This is a genomic window from Streptomyces eurocidicus, from assembly GCF_002891295.1.
In the GTDB taxonomy this organism is placed as follows: domain Bacteria; phylum Actinomycetota; class Actinomycetes; order Streptomycetales; family Streptomycetaceae; genus Streptomyces; species Streptomyces eurocidicus.
The window spans coordinates 478,572-498,650 of record NZ_LGUI01000006.1 but is presented as its reverse complement, the minus strand read 5'-3'; the positions used below and the strand labels follow the sequence as shown (position 1 = coordinate 498,650).

The 20,079-nt window shown below is 72.4% G+C and carries 16 protein-coding genes and 2 pseudogenes; 10 read left to right on the top strand and 8 right to left on the bottom strand.

The window, feature by feature from the left end:
• Both AF335_RS21420 and AF335_RS21415 read right to left on the bottom strand, forming a co-directional pair.
• The gene (locus AF335_RS21420) at positions 1-696 is read right to left on the bottom strand and encodes a phosphatase PAP2 family protein (RefSeq protein WP_102920038.1); all 696 of its coding nucleotides are present in this window, start codon (positions 694-696) and stop codon (positions 1-3) included.
• Positions 693-1,370 (bottom strand): DedA family protein, encoded by a 678-nt coding sequence (locus AF335_RS21415; RefSeq protein WP_102920037.1) that lies wholly within the window; start codon positions 1,368-1,370, stop codon positions 693-695. The genes AF335_RS21420 and AF335_RS21415 overlap by 4 nt, the downstream gene beginning before the upstream one ends.
• A gap of 116 nt (positions 1,371-1,486) precedes the next feature.
• Here AF335_RS21415 and AF335_RS21410 point away from each other — a divergent pair, with 116 nt between their 5' ends.
• The 5 genes from AF335_RS21410 to AF335_RS21385 all read left to right on the top strand — a co-directional run bounded on the left by AF335_RS21410 (position 1,487) and on the right by AF335_RS21385 (position 6,179).
• A complete protein-coding gene (locus tag AF335_RS21410; protein ID WP_102920036.1) occupies positions 1,487-1,858 on the top strand; it encodes a BlaI/MecI/CopY family transcriptional regulator in 372 nt (123 codons plus the stop codon).
• Positions 1,855-2,787, top strand: a complete 933-nt coding sequence (locus AF335_RS21405; RefSeq protein ID WP_102920035.1) for a M48 family metalloprotease — start codon at positions 1,855-1,857, stop codon at positions 2,785-2,787. The genes AF335_RS21410 and AF335_RS21405 overlap by 4 nt, the downstream gene beginning before the upstream one ends.
• Positions 2,788-2,946: 159 nt before the next feature.
• Positions 2,947-3,567, top strand: coding sequence for a phosphatase PAP2 family protein (locus AF335_RS21400; protein ID WP_102920034.1), 621 nt, complete (start codon positions 2,947-2,949; stop codon positions 3,565-3,567).
• Between the two features lie 558 nt (positions 3,568-4,125).
• A complete protein-coding gene (locus AF335_RS21390; RefSeq protein ID WP_102920032.1) occupies positions 4,126-4,809 on the top strand; it encodes a response regulator transcription factor in 684 nt (227 codons plus the stop codon).
• A gap of 2 nt (positions 4,810-4,811) precedes the next feature.
• Positions 4,812-6,179 (top strand): sensor histidine kinase, encoded by a 1,368-nt coding sequence (locus tag AF335_RS21385; RefSeq protein WP_102920031.1) that lies wholly within the window; start codon positions 4,812-4,814, stop codon positions 6,177-6,179.
• Between the two features lie 25 nt (positions 6,180-6,204).
• On the opposite strand, the gene AF335_RS21380 is transcribed toward AF335_RS21385, so the two are convergent.
• The 4 genes from AF335_RS21380 to AF335_RS21365 form a co-directional block, all read right to left on the bottom strand.
• Complete coding sequence (locus AF335_RS21380; protein ID WP_102920030.1) at positions 6,205-8,850, bottom strand: FtsX-like permease family protein; 2,646 nt, start codon at positions 8,848-8,850, stop codon at positions 6,205-6,207.
• Between the two features lie 102 nt (positions 8,851-8,952).
• A complete protein-coding gene (locus tag AF335_RS21375) occupies positions 8,953-9,705 on the bottom strand; it encodes an ABC transporter ATP-binding protein (RefSeq protein ID WP_102920128.1) in 753 nt (250 codons plus the stop codon).
• Positions 9,705-10,379 carry an ABC transporter ATP-binding protein gene (locus AF335_RS21370; RefSeq protein ID WP_102920127.1) on the bottom strand — a complete coding sequence of 225 codons (675 nt, stop codon included), beginning with the start codon at positions 10,377-10,379 and terminating at the stop codon, positions 9,705-9,707. The genes AF335_RS21375 and AF335_RS21370 overlap by 1 nt, the downstream gene beginning before the upstream one ends.
• Positions 10,379-10,990 (bottom strand): hypothetical protein, encoded by a 612-nt coding sequence (locus AF335_RS21365; RefSeq protein ID WP_102920029.1) that lies wholly within the window; start codon positions 10,988-10,990, stop codon positions 10,379-10,381. The genes AF335_RS21370 and AF335_RS21365 overlap by 1 nt, the downstream gene beginning before the upstream one ends.
• 705 nt (positions 10,991-11,695) lie before the next feature.
• On the opposite strand from AF335_RS21365, the pseudogene AF335_RS21360 reads away from it, so the two are divergent.
• Positions 11,696-12,372, top strand: a pseudogene (locus AF335_RS21360) (response regulator transcription factor).
• Between the two features lie 4 nt (positions 12,373-12,376).
• The gene (locus AF335_RS21355) at positions 12,377-12,856 is read left to right on the top strand and encodes a hypothetical protein (protein WP_102920028.1); all 480 of its coding nucleotides are present in this window, start codon (positions 12,377-12,379) and stop codon (positions 12,854-12,856) included.
• A 64-nt stretch (positions 12,857-12,920) separates the two neighbouring features.
• On the opposite strand, the gene AF335_RS21350 is transcribed toward AF335_RS21355, so the two are convergent.
• Positions 12,921-14,555, bottom strand: a complete 1,635-nt coding sequence (locus AF335_RS21350) for a phytoene desaturase family protein (RefSeq protein ID WP_102920027.1) — start codon at positions 14,553-14,555, stop codon at positions 12,921-12,923.
• Between the two features lie 100 nt (positions 14,556-14,655).
• Positions 14,656-15,555: a sulfatase-like hydrolase/transferase gene (locus AF335_RS21345; protein WP_170127770.1), complete on the bottom strand. Its 900-nt coding sequence runs from the start codon at positions 15,553-15,555 to the stop codon at positions 14,656-14,658.
• Positions 15,556-15,926: 371 nt separating this feature from the next.
• Between AF335_RS21345 and AF335_RS21340 the strand changes: the two genes are divergently transcribed.
• The 3 genes and pseudogenes from AF335_RS21340 to AF335_RS21330 all read left to right on the top strand — a co-directional run bounded on the left by AF335_RS21340 (position 15,927) and on the right by AF335_RS21330 (position 20,014).
• On the top strand, positions 15,927-16,376 hold the full coding sequence (locus AF335_RS21340; protein WP_102920025.1) for a potassium-transporting ATPase subunit C: 450 nt from the start codon (positions 15,927-15,929) through the stop codon (positions 16,374-16,376).
• 291 nt (positions 16,377-16,667) lie between these two features.
• Positions 16,668-17,099, top strand: a pseudogene (locus AF335_RS34165) (Na+/H+ antiporter); the annotation flags it as partial.
• A gap of 365 nt (positions 17,100-17,464) precedes the next feature.
• Positions 17,465-20,014 (top strand): ATP-binding protein, encoded by a 2,550-nt coding sequence (locus AF335_RS21330; protein ID WP_102920023.1) that lies wholly within the window; start codon positions 17,465-17,467, stop codon positions 20,012-20,014.
• Positions 20,015-20,079: the final 65 nt, after the last annotated feature.

The following is a 20,079-nucleotide window of genomic DNA, read 5'->3' as shown; positions in this document are numbered from 1 at the left end:
TCATGGGCCGGTGGGCCGGACCCGCTCGCACCGGCGGTCGGGATCCTTCACACGCAGGGGAACAGCAGCCGGGGGAAGCCACCGGGCAGCCGCCCAGAGGCACGCCGTGAACCAGGCGAGGGCGAAGAGCCAGCCGCCGACGACATCGCTGAACCAGTGAACTCCGAGGTAGACACGCGTCAGCCCCACCGCGACGCCCCAGCAGCCGATCACGCCGACGATGACACAGCGGCCGCGCGGCGAGCGCAGCATCACCGCGGTGATGAGCAGCGCGGCCGTGAGGGCCGCCGTGGTGGCGTGGCCGGAGGGGAAGGACCACCCCGACGCGTGTGCCACCCGGTCCGGTGCCGGCGGGCGTGAGCGGGCCATCAGATGCAGTACGGCCTGCCGCAGAGCCTGCCCCGCCCCCAGGCAGAGCACACTCGCGGCCGCCGCTAGGAGCCTGTGCCGTGTTGTGCGCCCGGCGACGACACCCGCCAGGGCGGCCAGCAGGTACGGGAGCGCATCCGTGCCGGTGCTGGTCACATCCCGTGCCGAGGTCACCGCCGTGGCCGGGCGGTGCCCGACGGCCCACGAGAGCAGGGAGGCGTCCGCCGGAAGCGGGGTGCCGCCCCGCAGGACGACGGCCGTGGTCAGCAGCGCGAAGCAGACCAGGGCCGTAAGACTGACGAGGCCCGCGCGACCGGGTGCCTTCACCCACCCGCCCCGTTCCTCCGCGCAGCCGCGGCGCGGCGCGACCGGTGGAGCTCGGCCGCGAGCGGAAGCAGCGAGACGGCGACGATCAGCGCGACGATGGGCAGGAGGTAGCGGTCGACGTTCGGGACGGACGACCCCAGCGCGTAGCCGCCCAAGGTCAGGCCCACCGTCCACAGCAGCCCACCGGACACCTGCCAGAGGGTGAAGGAGCGCACGGGCACGCCCAGGGCTCCGGCCACGGGGTTGAGCACCGTGCGGACGACGGGCACGAACCGGGCCAGCACGATCGCCTTCGCGAAGCCGTACCGCTCGAGGAGGACCTCGGCCCGCTGGGCTCCCTCGTGCAGGCGTGCCGAGCGGCTGCGGGCGAGCAGGGCGCCGCCGGCCCTCCGGCCGATGAGGTAGCCGCACTGCGAGCCCGCCAAGGTGCCCGCGACGGCCGCGATCAGCAGGGGCGCCAGTGACAGGTGCACACCCGCGGCCGAGGAACCTGTGCACAGCAGGCCGGCGGTGAACAGCAGGGAGTCGCCGGGCAGGAAGAATCCGACCAGGAGTCCCGTCTCCGCGAACAGGACGATGCCGACCCCGAGGACGCCGAAGGCCGCGAGGAGCGACTGCGCGTCGAGGACATTGACGGCGAGTGGTGAACCCGTCGCGAACAAGAGTCCGGACATCGTCGCGGTCCCCTTTCATAATGGACAAGCGGGCGGCCGGCACGGCACCCCGACTGACTACAAGCATATAGACGGTCTACTGTGTTGTAGACGACGACGGGGTGAGGAACGTTCCCATGGCGAACGCGAAGGACGAGCGCCGGTCGGCGGGCGAGCTGGAGGCCGGTGTCCTGGCCACCCTCTGGGCCGCGGACCGCCCCCTCACACCGGCCGAGGTGCAAGCGGGCCTCGCCCATGACCCGGCCCGCACCACGGTGACCACGACCCTGACCCGCCTGTACGAGAAGGGCATAGTCGACCGCCGGCGGCAAGGGCGTGGCTACGCCTACTTCCCCGTGCAGGACGCCCCCGGGCTGAGGGCCCTGCGCATGCACAGCGAGCTCGACCAGGACGCGGACCGCGAGACGGTTCTCGCCCGGTTCGTCGAAGGGCTCGGCCCCGACGACGAGCGGCTGCTGAGGGGCCTGCTGGAATCAGAGGAGCGATGACCGTCCTGCTGCTGTTCCCTCTGCTGCTCCCCTTCGTCGTGCCGCCGCTGGCGAGGCGTGCGGAGCGGTGCCTCGCCCCTGCCGCCGCGCTGTGGGTTCTGACCCTCGCCGCGGTCGCGCTGGCCGGCGGCTCGCTGACGGCGCTGGGCGCCCTCGTTCTCACGGGCTTGCTCAAGCTGCCCGTTCTCGCGGCCTTCGGTGAGCTGATCCACCCCCTGCGCACGCCGTGGGACGCCGTGGCGGTGCCTTCGGCCGCTGCCTCCGTCGGTCTGCTCGTCGTCGGCGCGTGGACGCTGACCCGTTCCGCCCTCCGGCAGGCCAGGGCGGTGCGCGCGGCGCACGCGGAGGCCGCTCGCCGGCCGGTCGCGGGTGACCTGTGCGTCATCGACTCCCCGTACCCGGACGCCTTCGCCCTTCCCGGACGCCCTGCCCGTGTCGTGGTCACCACCGCGATGATCCGCAGCCTCGGTCCCACCGAACGCGAGGTCCTCTTCGCCCACGAACGCGCCCACAACGCCGGCCGCCACCACTACTTCCTCGCCACGGCCGAGCTGGCCGCGCACTGTCATCCCGCACTGCGCGCCGTTCGCACATCTATTCGGTTCGCTGCTGAGCGGGCGGCGGATGAAGCCGCCGCCGCGGCTGTCGGTGACCGCCGTCTCGCCGCCCGCGCCATCGCCCGCGCGGCGCTGGCCGTCGGCGCCCGCCGTCCCGAGCGACCGGTCGTCGCCCCGGCGGCCACGACCGGCCCCGTCCCGCGCCGCGTCGCCGCCCTCCTCGCCGGCCCCCCGCCCCGGGCGCACCGGGCGGCTCCTTGGATCGCCGCACTCCTCGCCCTGTGTGCCACCGCTGCCGCCGGCGCCTCGGTGACGGGCCTCGTCGCCTTCCACCACGACGTGGAAGTCGCCCAGGGCGAAGCCGCCCACTGATCACCGGCGCCCGCCCGTAGGTGTGGAACCGTCGGGCCGCCGCTATCGTCTACCGGTGTGTAGACGCTCGCCGGGTCTCGCCTCCCGGCGCCCGCCTCGCGCAGCGGCTTCCAGCAGTCCCACGGGACCACACCTCCGCACGACGGGAACCTGTAGACGATGAGTACCGCTTCCGGCCCCGACGGCCTCGACGGGGCCGCGATAGACGGCGGCCTGTACACCGACGTCACCGACTTCGCGCACCGGACGCACTGGCTGAACGGACCAGTGGCCGCCTACACGACGTACGGCATCGCGTTGTTCGGAGCGCTCCTGCTCGCCGGCTGGTGGCTGGCCCGCCGCCGCGACGCCCGCACCATGGCCGCCGCGCTGATCACCCCGGTCGCCGTCGTCATCGCCTACCTGGTCAACGACGGCGTCAAGGCCGTCTTCCAGGAGTCGCGGCCCTGCCGGGCCCTGCCCCACGACTTCCTCATAGAGGCGTGCCCGCCCGCCAACGACTACGCCTTCCCCAGCAACCACACCACCGTCGCCTTCGCCGTGGCGGCCGGACTGCTCCTGGTGAACCGGCGCCTGGCCGCCCTCGCGATGCCGGCGGCGGTACTGATGGCCGCCTCGCGCGTCTACGTCGGCGCCCACTACCCCCACGACGTTCTCGTAGGGGCCGTCGTCGGGATCGGCGTCGGCGTCGCCGTCGTGGCGATCGCGAGTCGCCTGGCCGCCCCGGCCGTCTCCAGGCTGCGCAACGGGCCGGCCCGATCGCTGCTCCTCGCCGTCTGACCACGTGTGCGAGCGGCGGTCACCGAGGCCGGCCCCTCGGTGGTGCGCACCTGGTCCACCTGCTCCCTGAGGATCGGGCAACGACCCGGGCGAGCCGACCGTCGGGCACGTGCTCGCCGCCACGGCCTCGTCCACATCGCGCTGGCTGTCCGCCGGTGCAACCGTCGGGCGTCGTGATCACCATGGGCTGCGGTGACGCCTGCCCCGTCTTCCCCGGAAAGCGCTACCTGGGCTGGAAGCCCCGAGGACCCACCCTCCGTGCCTCCGGCGATCCGGGTATGCAGACCGGGTATGCCGAAAGGAGTCCGCTCGCTGGGCACAAGCGATGCCCGGTGTGCCGTAGCACCGGCTCGGCCGGGCGGGGCTTCTTTGCGCCGTCCGTCCGGTGTCGCCGAAGATCTCGAAGACCTTGGCGGTCAGGGAGTGGACGGTGCCCACCGGCGGGCCCACCAGGGACCGGAACGGTGCCTCGTCCTCCGGGCCCGCGCCACGGCGGCGAGGGGCGTGGGCGCAGCGCGGCCACCACGCTGCTGCCCGTTACCTTGTTAGCGTGATGACGTGGCACGGATTGTGATCGTCGAGGACGACGACGCCATCGGAGGCAGGCTCGCGGCGACGCTGCGCGCCCAGGGTCACGACAGCGAGTGGTGCCCGGACGGTGCTGCGGCGCTGGAGCGGGCCGCCCGAGGGCCCGCCGAGCTGGTGCTGCTGGATCTCGGCCTGCCGGACGCGGACGGGTTCGAGCTGTGCCGGAGTCTGAGGGAGCGTCTGCCGGGGGCAGTGCTCGTGGTGCTGACGGCGCGTACGGGCGAGATGGACGTGATCCAGGCGTTGGAGTCGGGCGCCGACGACTATCTGACCAAGCCGTTCCGGCTGGCCGAGCTGCAGGCGCGGATCGCCGCCCATCTGCGGCGTGCCTCGCCCGGCCGGGACGGCGGCGCGGACCGTATCCGCCACGGCGCCCTGTTGATCGACCGCACCGCGCGGCGCTGCTTCACCCCGGCCGCGGAGGTGGAGCTGCGGCCCAAAGAGTTCGACCTGCTGGTCCGGCTGACCGTGTCCGCCGGCCGGGCGGTGAGCCGGGAGGACCTGATGAGCGACGTGTGGGACGAGAACTGGTTCGGTTCCACCAAGACGCTCGACGTCCATGTGGCCGCGCTGCGCCGCAAGCTGGGTGACCGGGTGCGGATCACGACCCTGCGGCACTTCGGCTACCGGCTCGAACCTCCCGGGGAGCGCTGACCGTGCGCCGCCGTATCCTGCGGGCCGTGATCGTCGCCGTGGTGTGCGCGGTGCTGCTGTTCGCCGTACCCCTGGCGGTGGCCGCACTCCGGCTGTACCGGCAGGACGAGGTACGCGAGCTGCAGCAGCTGGCCGACCGGGTGGCCGTGACCGTGCCGGCGGACGTTCACCATCCACATGATCCGATGGAGCTGCCGCGCGTCGAGGCCGGCACCTGGCTGGGGGTGTACGACGAGGGGGCACGCCTGGTCACCGGCGCGGGGCCCGCGCGCGGGGACGGCCCGGTGCGCGAGGCGCTGGCGGGCCGGGCCTCGTCGCGCCTGCTGGGCGACTGGCTGGTGGCAGCGGTGCCGGTGGGTTCGGGCGAGCGGGTGCGGGCGGTGGTGCGTGCCGGTGCACCGGCCGATGGGCCGTTGCGCAGGGCAGCGCTGACGTGGGCGGGCATGCTCGCGCTGGCGGCGTTGGTGGTGGGCGTGGGTGCCGTGCTGGGGGTCCGGTCCAGCAGACGCCTTGCTCACCCCTTGGAGGCATTGGCCGCGACGGCGGGCCGGCTGGAGAGCGGAGATCTCGCGGCCCGGGCCGCACCGTCGGGCCTTCCGGAGGCCGATGAAGTCGCGGCCGCGCTCAACCGCGCCGCCGCACGCATCGAGGGACTGCTGCGCCGCGAACGGGCCTTCAGTGCGGACGCCTCTCACCAGCTGCGCACCGCGCTGACCCGGGCGCGGCTGGAACTGGAGAGTGCTCTCGCCACGGAGCAGGGGGGTAGGGGCCCGCATACCCCGGGCCCGACGGGCGTGGAAGCACCCGCGGACCCCCGCGACGCGATGCGGGCCGCCCTGGAGGCGCTGGCACGCATGGAGACCACACTGGACGACCTCCTGGCCCTGGCCCGGGACCTGCCGGAGCAGGCACCCCTGGACGTGGCGGGGCTGCTCGCGGATGCCGAGCGGCGCTGGCACGGCGAGCCGGCGGCCGTGGGCCGGCCTTTGCGGGTCGTCGTCGAGGAGCAGCTTCCGGAGGCGGCAGGCTCGGCGCGCGCCGCCCGGCAGATCCTTGACGTGCTGCTCGCCAACGCGCTCGCCCACGGCAGCGGCATGGTGACCGTCACCGCGAGGGAGGCGGCGGGGGTGCTCGCCGTGGACGTGGAGGACGAGGGGCCCGGGCCGCCCGAGGGGGAGGATGTCTTCGCCCGGCGGCGCGGCGCCGGTGGCCCCGCCGACGGCGCCGGGGACGGCGGTCACGGGATCGGGCTGGCGCTCGCCCGCTCCCTGGTGGAGGCGGAGGGCGGGCGGCTCATGCTCTCCCGGAGAGCCCCGCACCCGCGTTTCACCTGGCTGGTCGCCGGTGGAAGGGACGGGCCCGCCCTGTGACAGGTTGTCGCCGGGGCGGGTGCTGTCACAGCTCCCGCAGCTCCGTCAGCGGTGGCCGCTTGGCGTGACGTACCGCTGTCCAGGCCGCCCCGGCCAGCGCCGCCGCGACCGCTGCGGCGAGTGCGCCGAGGTAGGCCCACGGCACGGCGAGGGCCGCCGGGGGCGGGTCGAACACTCCGGACAGGACCTTCACGAGCATGTGGGACAGGGCCCAGCCGAGGAGGACGCCGCCGACGGCGCCCGCCACCGCGACCAGTCCGGCCTCGCTCCACACGAACCCGGACAGCTGCCGTCCCCGGGCGCCCAGCACGGACGCCAGCGCCAGGGTGCGCCGCCGCTCGGTGAGACCGAGGGCGAGCACCAGGCCGCCTGCTGCGGCCCCGATGACCAGGGCGAAACCGAGTTCGACCCGGGTGAGTCCGCTCAGGTCGACGGCGGTAAGGCTGGAGCCGGCCACCGTGCGGGCGGACGGCAGGTCGGTGACGTGGGCGGCGGGGCCGAGCGCGGACCGGACGTGCCGGGCCACTGCCTGCCGGCCGGTGCCTCCGGTGTCGACCAGCAGCGTGCCGATCGCGCCGTTGCCGGTCGTACGGGCCACGTAGGAGGCGTTGGCCACCAGGAAGCTGTCCTTGGGAGCGGTAGGGAACTCCTTGACGACGCCCACGAAGTGGAACGCGACAGGGCGTAGCTGGTGGGTGCGGCTGTCCGGGAGCCGAAGCCGGACCTGGTCACCGGGACGGAGCTGGAAGTCCTTGGCGGTCTCGGCGCTGACGAGGAGCCCGTCCGGCTGGTGCCGCAGGCGGTCCATGAGCTGCCGCGCGGTTCCGCCGGAGAAGTACGCGTCCTGGAGCCGGCCCGCCCCGACGACAGTGGAGGGCCGCACCCCGTACAGGTCCTGCAGGTCGGGCCCGACGTACGCGAAGCGATGCTGCAGCGGTTCTACGCTGCGCACGCCGGGCAGGGCCGCCACCTTGGCCGCGTCGGCCGTGCCCGTGGTGGTGCCGGGGGACTCGGTGACGGTGACGTCGGCGCCGTTGGTGAGGACCGCGTCGACTCCGGCCTGCTGACGGTAGGTGGAGTTGAAGACGGCGGTCGAGGCGGCGAAGGCAACCGCCAGGGCGAGCAGTACCACGGCCCGGAGCACGGTGCCCCGCTGCCGGGACAGGCCGGCCGCGACCGTGCCGGACAGGGGCCCGGTCACCGGCCGCAGCAGCCGGGCCAGCACCGGCCGGCCCCGCCGCAGGACCAGGTCCACCAGCAGCCAGGCCAGCAGTGCCCCGCCCGTCCACAGCAGGGCGGGGCCGGCGAACGCCCAGTAGTTCACCGACAGGGTGGGCGTGCCCTCGGGCGCCAGGATCAAGGCGTAGTTGGTGCGGCTGGTGATACGGAAGACCGCCAGCGACCCGGCCAGCAGCCCGGCCGCCAGGATCCACCGAGCGGCACGTGGCACCTGGCGCCGTTCCACCGTCGCCCGCCCGGCGACAATGGTGGCGGCCTTGATGTCCCGGCGCGCGGGCAGCAGCACGGTGCCGCCGGCGATGACCGCGCCGACGGCGAGTGCGGCCAGCGCCCATCCGATGGTGAAGGTGCCCGTCGTGCCGAAGGCAGTGTGTCCCAGCAGCGCCGCGACGCCCAGTCCGGCCGCGCCGCCGGCGACGGCGACGATCCCGGCCTCCACGGCCGCCAGCGCGAGCAGGCGCCCGGCAGTGGCGCCGCGTGTGCGCAGCAGGGACTGTTCCCTGCGCCTGCGTGTGGCGCCCGCTGCGGCGACCGCCGTGGTCAGCGCCCCGGCCAGCACCGCGCCGGGCACGCCGAGGAAGAGGAACAGCATCTGGGCGTACAGGGCGTCGGAGCGGGCCGCGTCCAGGACCGCGCCGAGGTTGTCGCCGACCACTCCGGTCCCGGCCAGTCGCACCTCCGTGTGGTGAGCACTGCCGGTCGCCGTCGTGTAGGCGGCGGCCGGGTCGTGCGGCAGGGCGTGACTGCGCCGTGCGTGGATCTGGTCGTGGACGAGATCGGGGCGGTTCTCGGCCAGCGGGTCGAAGGCCGTGTGCCAGCGCGCCTGCGGCAGCAGCACGACGTTGTCCGGGGGCGCCGTCGGCTGTGCTTGTGGCGGGGCACCGACCTTCTGGAACAGCGAGTCGGCGTGCCGGAGGTCCGCCACCCCGTCGACACGTACCGTGACCGGCGGCAGCCCGGTCCGCCCGACGGTCACCGTGTCGCCGGGGGCCGCGTGCAGGTTGGCGGCAGTCTGCTGGGCCAGCAGCACACCGTCCGGGCTCCCCGCCAGCACCCGGATCTCGCCCGGGAACGTCGTGCGGTAGTCGGCCGGGAGGCCGAGCACCGCGCCGGGGCCGGTGGTCTGGTGGGTGCGGCCGACGATGGCGCTCAGGCCGCTGGTGTCGGCGTATCCGACGGGAAGCGCCGCCCGCGTGCCCGGAGTCCCCCGCACCGTGGCCAGCACGGAGCGGGCGTCGGCGCCGCTCGCCACCTGCACCTGCCAGTCGGTGACGACCCCGCGCACGGACTGCGCGGTCATCGTCGCCCGGGTGGCACCGAGGAAGCCACCCAGCGCCGCCAGCAGCGCCACCGCCGTGGCCACCCCGGCCGCCACGCCGAGCAGTCGTCCGCCCCGCCGCCGCAGCAGGCCGGCCAGCCAAATCCTGATCATCGCCGTTCTCCTCCTCGGCGTCACCGGAGCGCGGCCCACAGGGGCCTCCGACCGCCTGACGCGGCGGGTGCGCAGCCGGGGCCGATGCCCGCCGGTCCGTGTTCATGGCGCGGCCCGTCCACCCGGATGAGGGTCCGGGCCCGCCTCCGCATCCGGCTGGACCAGGCGGCCGTCCACCATGTACCAGCGCACGTCCAACTCGCGGGCCATCCGCGGATCGTGTGTCGTCACCAGCACCGCCGCTCCCAGCTCCTGGGCCGCGGCCAGGAGCACCGACAGCACCTGACGGCCCGTGGCATGGTCCAGCTGCCCGGTCGGCTCGTCGGCCAGGACGAGGCGGGGCCGACGCGCCAGCACCCGCGCCACGGCGACCCGCTGGGCCTGGCCGGCCGACAGCTCGTCGGGCAGCCGGGGCGCCAGCGCCTGAAGGCCGAGGCTCTCCAGCGCGGCGTACGCCCGGGTGTCCGCCTCGTCCTCCGGTACGCCGTCGATCCGCAGCGGCAGCGCGACGTTCTCGGCGACGGTGAGCGGGGGGAGCAGGCTCGGACCCTGGAAGACGACCCCGATGTGCCGGGCCAGCCCCTCGGCGTGTTCGCCGCCGAGGCCGGGGTGGCTCACCCGACCCGCCGTTGGACGGTCCAGGCCCGCCATCAGATGCAGCAGGGTGGACTTGCCCGAGCCGGACGGGCCGACCACACAGACCCGGGTGCCGGGCCCGACCGCGCAGGTCAGGCCGTGCACGGCGACGACGGCGCCCGGACCCTTGCCGTAGGTGCGGGCCGCGCTCTCGCACCGGACCAGCGGCGTGCCGGTGTCGCCCGCCCGCCTCGGGTTCACGGTGCCCGGGGCGGCCATCACGCCCACCTCCCGTCCCTCAGACGCAGTACCCGGTCCGCGGCCCCCGCCACGGCACGGCTGTGGGTGACCACGACGACCGCGGTCCCGGCGGCAGCGCGCTCGCGCAGCAGCGCCAGCAGCCGCCGTTCGGTTTCCGCGTCCACCTCGCCGGTGGGTTCGTCGGCGAGCAGTACGTCGGGCGCGTTCGCGAGGGCGACGGCCAGGCCCGCCCGGGCGGCCTCCCCTCCGGACAACTGTCCGGGCAAGGCCCCGGCACGCCGGCCGATGCCGACGCGGTCCAGGAGTTCCTGCGGCGCCATGCGGGCCCTGGCCGGCGCCAGCCGCTGCACGAGCGCGACGTTGTCCCGCACGGTGAGGTGATCCAGCAGATTGCCCGTTTGGAACAGCACCCCGATGTGCCGGGCCCGGATGGCTCCCCTCTCGCGTTCGGCACGGTGGCTGAGCCGCTCGCCGACGACCCGCACGGTGCCACCGTCCGGCTCGTCGAGACCGGCCAGGCAGTTCAGCAGCGTGGTCTTGCCCGACCCGGACGGCCCGGTGACGGCCACGGTCTCGCCGCGCCGGACATCCAGCCCGACGCCCTGGAGCGCGAACGTCTCCTCCTCCCCGGCCCGGAAGAACCGGTACAGGGAACGGGCGCTGAGCACGGCCCCGGTCACTGCGGCCGCCATCACGACCACCGGAAGGAGTCCGTGACAGTCCGCCAGGGATCGACATTGTCGGCCCCCACCGCACCGGACAGCGTCACCACAGCCTCACCCTTGTCCGGCTTGTAGAACACATATCGCTGCACGTCGAGGGCGACGCGCTTGCCGGTCACCTGGTCGGGAGGGGAGTCGGCCCGGTATTCGGCCAGTACCGCCTTGCCGCCCGAACGCCGGACATCGGTCACCTTGACCAGCGAGAAGTGGTTACTCGCAGCGCGGATCCCCGGAAGGTCCTTCGTATGTACCGAGTTCACGGTCGGCGCCGCCGTGGCGGGGACGCGCTCGATGCGTACGCTGTCGAACTTGTCGGTGAACACCGTCACCGCCCCCTGGGCGGTCCGGGCCCACCCCTCCGGCACCTTCACCGTGAACCCGCCGCCGGGCGGCGACCACGGCACGAACATCTGTGTGTCAGGAATGTCACCGGGCGGATTCGACTCGGCGGGAGCCGGAGCCGAAGAGGACGGCGCGGGCGTGCCGGACGAGTGCGGTGATGAGGACGAGGAACAGGCCGCGGCCCCGGCCCCGGCAACGAGCATCAGGCCGGCCGTGGCGGCAGCGAACGGACGATGCATGGTCGACACCTCCCAGCGAGGGCGGCGGCCGGTTCACCGCCGCGGTCTTCGCCTTTGTTCTCGACGCTAGAAGCCCTAAGGCCAGGGCCCGCACTGCGCCCGGTTAGCGCCCGGTTAACACGCGGCCCCGTGTGCAGGGATCGCGGGCACATCCGTCGCGCCCGCGGCCCCTGCGCCGCCGGTCACTCCTCCCCGGTGAACCGGCGATCGACCGTGCCGGAGGGATCGGCGTGCCCGCCGGAACCGTCGGAGACCCCGTTTTCCGGAGCCCTCACCCCGGCGTTCCTGCTCCTGCCCCGCCTGACCGGTGTCGGGAGCGGTCTGGTCGCCCTGCTGGACGTTGTCCCGGTCCGGTCCGGTGTTGTCCTCACCCGGATAGGCCGGGTCCGAAGCCCTGGGCGCGGGCATGGTGTGCGTGACGGGCGCGGACGGAGCCGCCGCGTGGGGCATGGCCAGTGCGGCGCCCGTGGCCCCGGCTCCCCCTGGCCAGGAGCGCGATCCTGCGTCGGAGGTGTGTCATGTGCTTCTCCCCTCGATCGAAGGGACGCGCGGTCTGCGTTCCCGGAACGGCTCCAGTTTGTGCCGCAGGTGCTGAGAGAACGCCGAGGACCCGACCGGGCCGTCCTCCCCGCGCTCGGCTCTCAGCCTCCTCTCATGTGACCAGCTCTACGGTGGCGGCGTCGTAAAGTGGCAGGTGAGGCGGCCCTGCGCGTGCTGGTGATCGAGGACGAACGCGGGCTCGCCGCGGCGGTCGCGCGCGGGCTCGGCCAGGAGGGTTTCACCGTCGACGTCGTCCATGACGGCGCGGACGGTCTGTGGAACGCGGTGAACGAGCCGTACGACGCCGTCGTGCTCGACATCCTGCTGCCCGGGCTCTCCGGATACGAAGTGATCAGGCGGCTGCGGGCGGCGCGGGTGTGGACGCCGGTGCTGATGCTGACCGCGAAGGACGGTGAGTACGACGAGGCCGACGCGCTCGATCTGGGAGCCGACGACTATCTGCGCAAGCCGTGCTCGTACATCGTCCTGGTCGCCTGCCTCCGGGCGCTGCTGCGACGCGGCACTCCGGCCGCCCGGCCGTCCTGGCCGCCGGTGACCTCACCCTCGACCCGGCACGCCGCCGGTGTGAGCGTGCCGACCAGGAAATACACCTGACCGCAAGGGAGTTCGCATTGCTGGAGTTCCTGATGCGGCACCGGGACGAGGTGGTCGGCAAGACCGACATCCTCACCCACGTCTGGGACGAGAACTTCGACGGCGACACCAACATCGTCGAGGGCTACGTCGGGTACCTGCGCCGCAAGACCGACGCCCCGTTCGGCCGCCGGACGATCGAGACCGTACGGGGTGCCGGCTACCGGCTGCTCAGCACGGGGGAGTGATCCGATGGGCAGGTCGTTCGCGCGCTGGTGGGCCGGACGCTCGCCGCGCCTGCGCCTGACCGCGGCCGCCGCGCTGGTGATCGCCGCGGGTCTGGCCGGTGTCGCGGTGCTGCTGGTCGCCTGGCTGCACGCCGGCCTCATCCGTCAGCTCGACCAGACGGCCGCCCAGCGCGCCTCGGCCGTCGCCGCCGCACTGACCTCGGGGAAGCCCTCCGGCTCCCTCCCCGGGTCGGAAGATGGGAGCACCCCTATCCAAGCGGTCGACAACCACGGGCGGGTACAGGCGAGTTCGGCGAACCTCGAGGGCGAGCCGCGCCTGTTCTCCTTCCCCGCGAGCGGGTCCGGTGAGCCTCGCGCCCGCAGCGTGCACGGTCTGCCCCTCGGACAGGAAGCGACATGGCGTGCCGTGGCCCTGCCCGCCGGGCCGGGGCGCGGCCCCCTCACCGCGGTGAGGGCGGCAGCCATGCCGGGGTGTGAGGAGTGACGTCAGGAGCCCAATTCGATACTTCTACAGGTCGGGCGGCGCGGGTCAGGGCGGTCCGGCGAGGTCAGCGGCCCAGCACGGCCATGGCCGCGTTGTGGCCGGGGATGCCGCTGACCAGGCCGCCGCGTGCCGCGCCCGAACCACACAGGAGGATGTCGGGGTGGGCGGTCTCCACGCCCCACCGGGCAGCCGCCGAGACCTCGTCACCGTTGTCCGTGCCGTCCCTGTAGGGGAATTCGAGTGTGGAGTGGAAGATGTTGCCGCCCGGCAGCCCCAGTTCCCGCTCGAGGTCCAGGGGGCTCTTGGCCTCGACGCACGGGCGGCCGTCGCTGTCGACCGCCAGACAACCGGCGAGCGGCTCGGCGAGGTGGGAGTCCAACTGTTCCAGCGTGGCCCGGAGCAGTCGCTCCCGGGTGGCGTCGTGATCGGTGGTGAACAACCGGGCCGGCGCGTGGAGCCCGAAAAGGGTGAGGGTGTGGTAGCCCTCGCGGGCCGGTGCGGGGCCGAGGACGGAGGGGTCCGTGAGGGAATGGCAGTAGATCTCCGCGGGCGGGGCGGACGGGATCCGGCCGGTGGACGCCTCCCGGTAGGCGGTCTCCAGCTCCTCGTAACCCTCGCTGATGTGAAAGGTTCCCGAGAAGGCGGTGCGCGGGTCGACGGCGGTGTCGCGCAGCTTCGGCAGGCGCCGCAGCAGCATGTTGACCTTGAGCTGGGAGCCCTCGGCCGGCGGTGGGGGCCGCTCGCCCAGGAGCCGGGCCAGTTCGTGCGGGGAGGCGTTGACCAGGACGTGCCGCGCCGCGAACGTACCCCGTGCGGAAGCCACCTCGGCAGTCCGGCCGTCCGTGGCGATATGTGTCACCTCGCACTCCGTGAGGATGCGCGCGCCGGCGGAGCGGGCCGCGTCGGCGAGGGCGTCGGTCAGCGCTCCCATGCCGCCCACGGGGACGTTCCAGTCGCCCGTGCCGCCGCCGATGACGTGGTACAGGAAGCAGCGGTTCTGGCGCAGCGTGGTGTCCCGGGCGTGGGTGAAGGTGCCCACGAGAGCGTCGGTGAGCACCATGCCGCGCACGAGGTCGTCGTCGAAAGCGGCCTCGACGGTCTCACCGAGGGGTCGCTCGAAAAGGGCTTCCCAGGCGGACCGGTCGTCGATACGGGCGCGGAGTTCGGCGCGGGTGGGAAGCGGTTCGGTGAGGGTGGGGAAGACCCGCTCGGCCACGTGCCGGGTCAGGCCGTGGAACCGCTGCCAGGAGTCGAATTCCTTGTCCGAGCCCGTGAGCCGGGCGAACGACGCGCGAGTACGGGCCTGATCGCGCTCCACCAGAAGCCCGGTGGGACGTCCGGCACGCACGGTGGGGGAGTAGGAGGAGACCGCGCGCCCGCGGACGGCGAAGCGCAGTCCGAGGTCCTTCACGATCTTCCGGGGCAGTAGGCCGACGAGGTAGGCGTAGCGTGAGACCCGGGCGTCGAAGCCGGGGAAGAGGCGTGTGGAGACGGCCGCACCACCGGTTCGGCCGAGGCGTTCCAGGAGGAGCACGCGGCGTCCGGCGCGGGCCAGATAGGCGGCGGCGACCAGACCGTTGTGACCACCGCCGACGATCACCGCGTCGTACGCCCTGACGGCCTGCCCGGCCCGTGGGCGGGCCTCCGTCCGGTGAGCGGCGCCCGGGATCGTCCCGGGCTTGTCCCTCGATGTCGCCATGCCTCTTCGTAGCACGCGTCGATCGGCGCGACCAGACCCCGGCGAAGCGAGTCCGGGCCCTCCGGAGCGCGGGCTCACGGCCGTCTGCGCAGACGGCTCGCTACCTGTTGATGTGCCCGGCCCACAGGGGCACGTGGAGAACTTCGGGTGACGTGTTGCCGTGTCCGACCAAGCGCTGTTCGCCGAACGACTCACCGTGGTCCGCGCACACGACCACAAGAGTGCCGCGGGCCGCACCGGACAGTGCCGTGAACATGGGCCCGAGGTGCCTGTCCACCCACTCCAGGGCCCGCACCTGGAGCTTGTGCACATTTTGCAGACGGTCTTCCTTCCACAGCGCACTGTCCTCGCCAAGCGCTGCTCTCCGGTAAATGTGCCCACCTATCTCGCGCAGGGCGTCCACCGTGTGGTCGTCGAGCGTTCCGGCGCCGGGCGTGCAATACGGAAAGTGGGTCTCGGGGAAGTTCACGAAACCGAAGAACGGTTCGTTGCGCAGGAGCTGTTCCGTGAACTTTCCGAGCCGCTCGGTGGGGAGCGGCCGGCGCGTGGGCAGGTCGGCGTCGATGGCGGTCGTGGGAGCTCCTGCCCGTTCTCCCCGGTAGCGGAAGGAAGGGAAGAGAGCCGGGAGAATGCTGGAGGGAATGGCCGGGTCGAAGAAGGGGACGCCGCCGAGTCCGATGGTGAAGTAGCCCGAACGCACATGGTGTTCGACGATCGTCGGGGTCTCGAACACGGTGTAGGTGCTGCGCTTCCAGGCGCGGCAGTCGTGCGACCACAGCTGCTCGTAGCGGCCGAGAAAATGCTCACCGTTCCGCGGTTTGGGAAGGAACCCGGAGAAGAACGCCCAGTGTGCCGGAAGCGTGAACGTGCCGGCGGTCTCCGCGACGACGAGAGGTCCGAGACGGTCCAGCGCCGGCGTTACGGCCCTGACCGCCGTGTCGACACGGCATGAGTCGATCGTGATGAAGAGCGTGTTCTCCCCGGCCGCCGTCGACGCCACAGCCTCTCCGTCCCTCCAGCAGAACACCGTGAAATGGCCATGCCGAGCATGGAGCCGTTCGGGCGAGGCCGAACGATCCGGCCCGAAGGGTCCCGGCATACCGCTGCTCCGTCAACCCCCTCCGCCGCTCTCGCGTGCGGAAGAGAATGCGAAGGCGGGCCAGCAGGGCAGCCGGGGGGCAAGGGCTACGTGGCCATCACGTACTGACCGGTACGACCATGCCGGCCGATGTCCTCCGCGCAACGCTCGCGAGGCAATCGGCCGAGCGCACGGCCTTGCCTCCGCCTCAATACCCTTTACTCCGACCTGATGGGCCATGAGCGAGGAGCTGACCGAACACTGAGTATGGAAGTGCCCCGGGAGTTGGCAAGGTGGTTGAACAGCTCCGCCCCGACCCCAAGTGGTTCCAACCCCGTCCGTCGGCCGCGGACGCCGGCAAGGGAGCAGGCCCGTACGACCCCACCTACTCCAGCGCATCCAACCTCGGTCCCGACAACCCCGATCTGATCAAGACCGTGGAAGAACGCCGCGCCGCCGTGGCGGCCTTCGACGGCGTCGACCCCGGGACGGTGCCCGCCGACGCCCTGACCGCCAGCGGCTCCGGCCTCGACCCCCACATCTCCCCGGCCTACGCCTACGAGCAGGCCGGACGAGTGGCCAGGGCACGCCACCTGTCCCCGGAACGGGTCCGCGCCCTCGTTTCCAGGCATGTCCGCGGCCGGGACCTCGGCTTCCTGGGGCAGGAACGGGTCAATGTCGTCGAGCTCGATCACGACCTGTCCCTGCTGAAGCCGAGCAGCCTCGACATCGTCCCGAACTGATCGTCGGCGCGCCGCCCGCAGGCCCTGCTGCACGCCGCCACTGACGTTGGTCCAGGGCTCACGGCAGCTCGGGCTCCCGAGCATGTGCACCGACTCGGCCTCTGACGGCAGGAAGCCACCGGACGGGGCCGTCTCACCGGCCATACACGGGTACATGCGGCGGATCCCGCGAACACCCGGCGGAGGCGGCCGCCGGGGACGGAGTGGCGAAGGGCGCGGTGGCCAAGATGATCACCGATGTCGGTACCTACGAGGCGTCCTCGCCGTCTCGGGACTCGCCGTCCTGGGCGTCTCACGACCGGTGTCGTCGCGCTCACTCTCGTCGTTCAAGGCTTCACCCTGGCACCCCTGGTCCGTCGATCCGGCATCGCCCTGGAGCCTGAGCACACCGCACGCGAAGAGGCTCGCGCTCGCGGAAGCCTGGCCCATGCGGCTCTGCTCCACCTCGACAAGCTCATCGATCTCGAGGCGGTCCCCACCGCGGTGGCCGACCAGCTGCGCCGCGACCTGGAGAATCGCCTCGGCGCCGAAGACGGCGCGGGCGCGGGCGAAACCGCAGGTATGCGCTTCGCCGTCGCCGACCACCGGGCCATGCGGCGCGCTCTGATCGGTGTCGAGTCCGAAGAACTGCAACGCCTCTACGAGACCCATGAGATCAGTGACACCACCAGACGCCGCATCCAACGGTCGTTGGACCTGGAAGACCTCGGCCTCGCGGACTGAGGAGTCATCCCAGCGGGGCGGCCCGGTCGGGTTCCGGCATCAGAACAAGGCATCGAATGCCATAAAAGGAGCGTAAAAGTAGTGGGATGACGCGTCAGGATTTCATCAAGAACCCCTGCCGGCCGGGCTGTTCGCGCTTTGCTACGAAGCCCGCGCAGCCCACGCTCATCCGCCAGGGACGGGCGAACTTGTCCTCTCGCTTCCCTACTCGACGGGTGTTCCGCTCATGGCGATCCGCACCCCTCGGCGTCACCTGTGTCCGGACTCCACCACGCCCTCACCACCCTGACAGGACGACATCCCCATGACACCGCCCGGCCGCCCGAGCTCCGGCTCGCGTGCCGCCTCTTGAGAGGGACCGAACCATGGCGCAGCACAGCGCTTCGACCGGTGGTCCGGGCACACGTCCGGGCAGGCTCAAGGTCTTCCTCGGGGCGGCACCCGGGGTCGGCAAGACCTACCGGATGCTCGACGAAGGACGGCGGCGCACGGCCCGGGGCAAGGAAGTGGTGGTGGCCTTCGCCGAGGGCCACCACCGTCCGCGCACCGACGCGCTGCTCGAAGGGCTCGACATCATGCCCCGTACGACACGCACCTACCGGGGCCTGGCCCTCACCGAACTCGATCTCGACGCGGTGCTGACGCGCCGCCCCGAGGTCGTGCTCGTCGACGAGCTCGCGCACACCAACGTCCCCGGTGGCCGCAACGCCAAGCGCTGGCAGGACATCGAGGAACTGCTCGCCGCCGGGATCGATGTGGTCACCACCGTCAACATCCAGCACCTGGAGTCCCTCAACGACGTCGTCGAGAAGATCACGGGAGTCCAGCAGCGCGAGACCGTGCCCGACGAATTCGTGCGCAGGGCTCATGAGATCGAACTGGTCGACATGCCGCCCGAAGGTCTGAGGCGGCGCATGGCACACGGCAACATCTACCCGCCCGAGAAGATCGACGCGGCACTCTCGCACTACTTCCGGATCGGGAACCTCACGGCACTGCGGGAGCTGGCCCTGCTGTGGGTGGCGGGCAGGGTCGACGAGGCCCTGCAGAGCTACCGGTACGAGCACGGGATCGGCGGCGTCTGGGAGACCCGCGAACGCGTCGTGGTCGCCATCACCGGCGGCCCCGAGAGCGAGGCCCTCATCCGCCGTGCCGCCCGCATCGCGGCCCGTTCCTCCGGCGGCGACCTGCTCGCCGTCCACATCGCCCGGAGCGACGGCCTGGTCGACGCCTCACCCGCCGCCCTGGCCAGGCAGCGACAGCTGATGGAGAGTCTCGGCGGCACCTTCCACTCGGTCGTCGGGGACCATGTGCCCACCGCACTGATGGAGTTCGCCCGTGCCGAGAACGCCACCCAGCTGGTCATCGGAACCCGTGTCCGCGGCTGGCTGCTCGGCTCGCTGACCGTCCGCGGCGCGGGCGAGACCATCGTCGAGCTCTCCGGCGACATCGACGTGCACATGGTCACCCACGAGCGCGCCAAGCGGAGGCGCGTGCCGGCCAATCCTCCCAACCGCCTGCCACTCACCCGCCGCGTGGCAGGTCCCGTGGCCGGTCTCGCTCTGCCCGTGCTTCTGACGGTGCTTTTGCGCGGCTTCTCCGGCCGCCTCGGCCTCAACCTCACCAGCGACACCCTGCTCTTCCTGCTGACCGCACTGGGGGTCGCCTGTATCGGCGGCGTCGTCTCCGCGCTGCTCGCCGCGGTGACGGCCTCCCTGTTGATGAATTACTACTTCATCCCACCCACCGACCGGTTCACCATCGACGACGCCGACAACGTCCTCGCGCTGATCGTTTTTGTGACCGTGGCCGTTACCGTCGCCGTTATCGTGGACCGCTCTTTGCGTCTGGGACGCCGCGCCGCCGGCGCGGCCGCGGAGGCAGAGACCCTTTCGTCGCTCGCGAGCAGCATCTTGCGCGGTGACAGGGCCGTGCCCGCGCTGCTGGAACGCACCCGCGAAACGTTCGGAATGGAGAGCGTCGAACTTACCCGCGGCAAGGGTGAAACGGGGCGCAGGGCAATGGCCGACGGAGAGGCGGACACGTCCTACGAGACCAGGATCCCGATCGGTTCGGACAGTGTGCTGGTGTTGCGCGGCCGCCGATTGCCCGCTTCCGAGCACCGGGTGCTCACCGCCTTCGCCGCCCATCTCACCGCCGCCGTCGAGCGCGCCCGGCTGGCCGAGGTCGCGGCCGAGGTCGAACCGGTCAAGGCCGCCGACCGGATGCGCACGGCGCTCCTCGCCGCCGTCAGCCACGACCTCCGCACGCCACTGGCCGGCTGCTGGGCCGCCGTCAGCTCGCTGCGCAGCCGGGACGTCGACTTCTCGCGGGAGGACCGCGACGCGCTCCTCGCCACCGCGGAGGAGTCCCTTGCCAAGCTCAGCCGCCTCGTGGACAACCTGCTCGACATGAGCAGGCTTCAGGCGGGTGCGCTGACCCTCCGCTTGGAGCCCACAGCGCTCGCCGAAGTGCTGCCACTCGCGCTCGACACCTTGCCCGAACCGACGGTACCTGTGATCACCCAGGACCTGGAAAGCACTCCCCAGGTCCTCGCGGACCCGCCGCTGCTGGAACGTGTCATCGCCAACCTCGTGGCCAACGCGGTACGCAACGCGCCTCCCGGGCACCCGGTGACCGTGAGTGCCAGCACCCTGGCCCCGTACGTGGAAGTGCGGGTCATCGACCGTGGCCCGGGGCTTCAACCAGCCGACAAAGAACGTGCGTTCCTTCCCTTCCAACGTCTCGGTGACACCGACAACACCACCGGTCTCGGACTTGGGCTCGCCCTCTCCCGCGGTCTCACCGAAGCCATGGGCGGGACGCTCACTCCCGAGGACACCCCCGGAGGCGGACTCACCATGGTCGTCTCCCTGCCCGCCGCTCCGGCCTCCGCCAGGGATCCGGGTAACTGAGATTCATGCCGGTCCGGTGTCCGGGCTGATTCGGTCGCTGTAGGGCACGGTTCCACCCGCGGGGG

What these genes read in the sequence shown, in the direction of transcription:
- AF335_RS21415 (WP_102920037.1), bottom strand. Translation starts at nt 1,370, where the DNA reads ATGTCCGGACTCTTGTTCGCGACGGGTTCACCACTCGCCGTCAATGTC.
- AF335_RS21410 (WP_102920036.1), top strand. Translation starts at nt 1,487, where the DNA reads ATGGCGAACGCGAAGGACGAGCGCCGGTCGGCGGGCGAGCTGGAGGCC.
- AF335_RS21405 (WP_102920035.1), top strand. Translation starts at nt 1,855, where the DNA reads ATGACCGTCCTGCTGCTGTTCCCTCTGCTGCTCCCCTTCGTCGTGCCG.
- AF335_RS21400 (WP_102920034.1), top strand. Translation starts at nt 2,947, where the DNA reads ATGAGTACCGCTTCCGGCCCCGACGGCCTCGACGGGGCCGCGATAGAC.
- AF335_RS21380 (WP_102920030.1), bottom strand. Translation starts at nt 8,850, where the DNA reads ATGATCAGGATTTGGCTGGCCGGCCTGCTGCGGCGGCGGGGCGGACGA.
- AF335_RS21375 (WP_102920128.1), bottom strand. Translation starts at nt 9,705, where the DNA reads ATGGCCGCCCCGGGCACCGTGAACCCGAGGCGGGCGGGCGACACCGGC.
- AF335_RS21370 (WP_102920127.1), bottom strand. Translation starts at nt 10,379, where the DNA reads ATGGCGGCCGCAGTGACCGGGGCCGTGCTCAGCGCCCGTTCCCTGTAC.
- AF335_RS21365 (WP_102920029.1), bottom strand. Translation starts at nt 10,990, where the DNA reads ATGCATCGTCCGTTCGCTGCCGCCACGGCCGGCCTGATGCTCGTTGCC.
- AF335_RS21355 (WP_102920028.1), top strand. Translation starts at nt 12,377, where the DNA reads ATGGGCAGGTCGTTCGCGCGCTGGTGGGCCGGACGCTCGCCGCGCCTG.
- AF335_RS21350 (WP_102920027.1), bottom strand. Translation starts at nt 14,555, where the DNA reads ATGGCGACATCGAGGGACAAGCCCGGGACGATCCCGGGCGCCGCTCAC.
- AF335_RS21330 (WP_102920023.1), top strand. Translation starts at nt 17,465, where the DNA reads ATGGCGCAGCACAGCGCTTCGACCGGTGGTCCGGGCACACGTCCGGGC.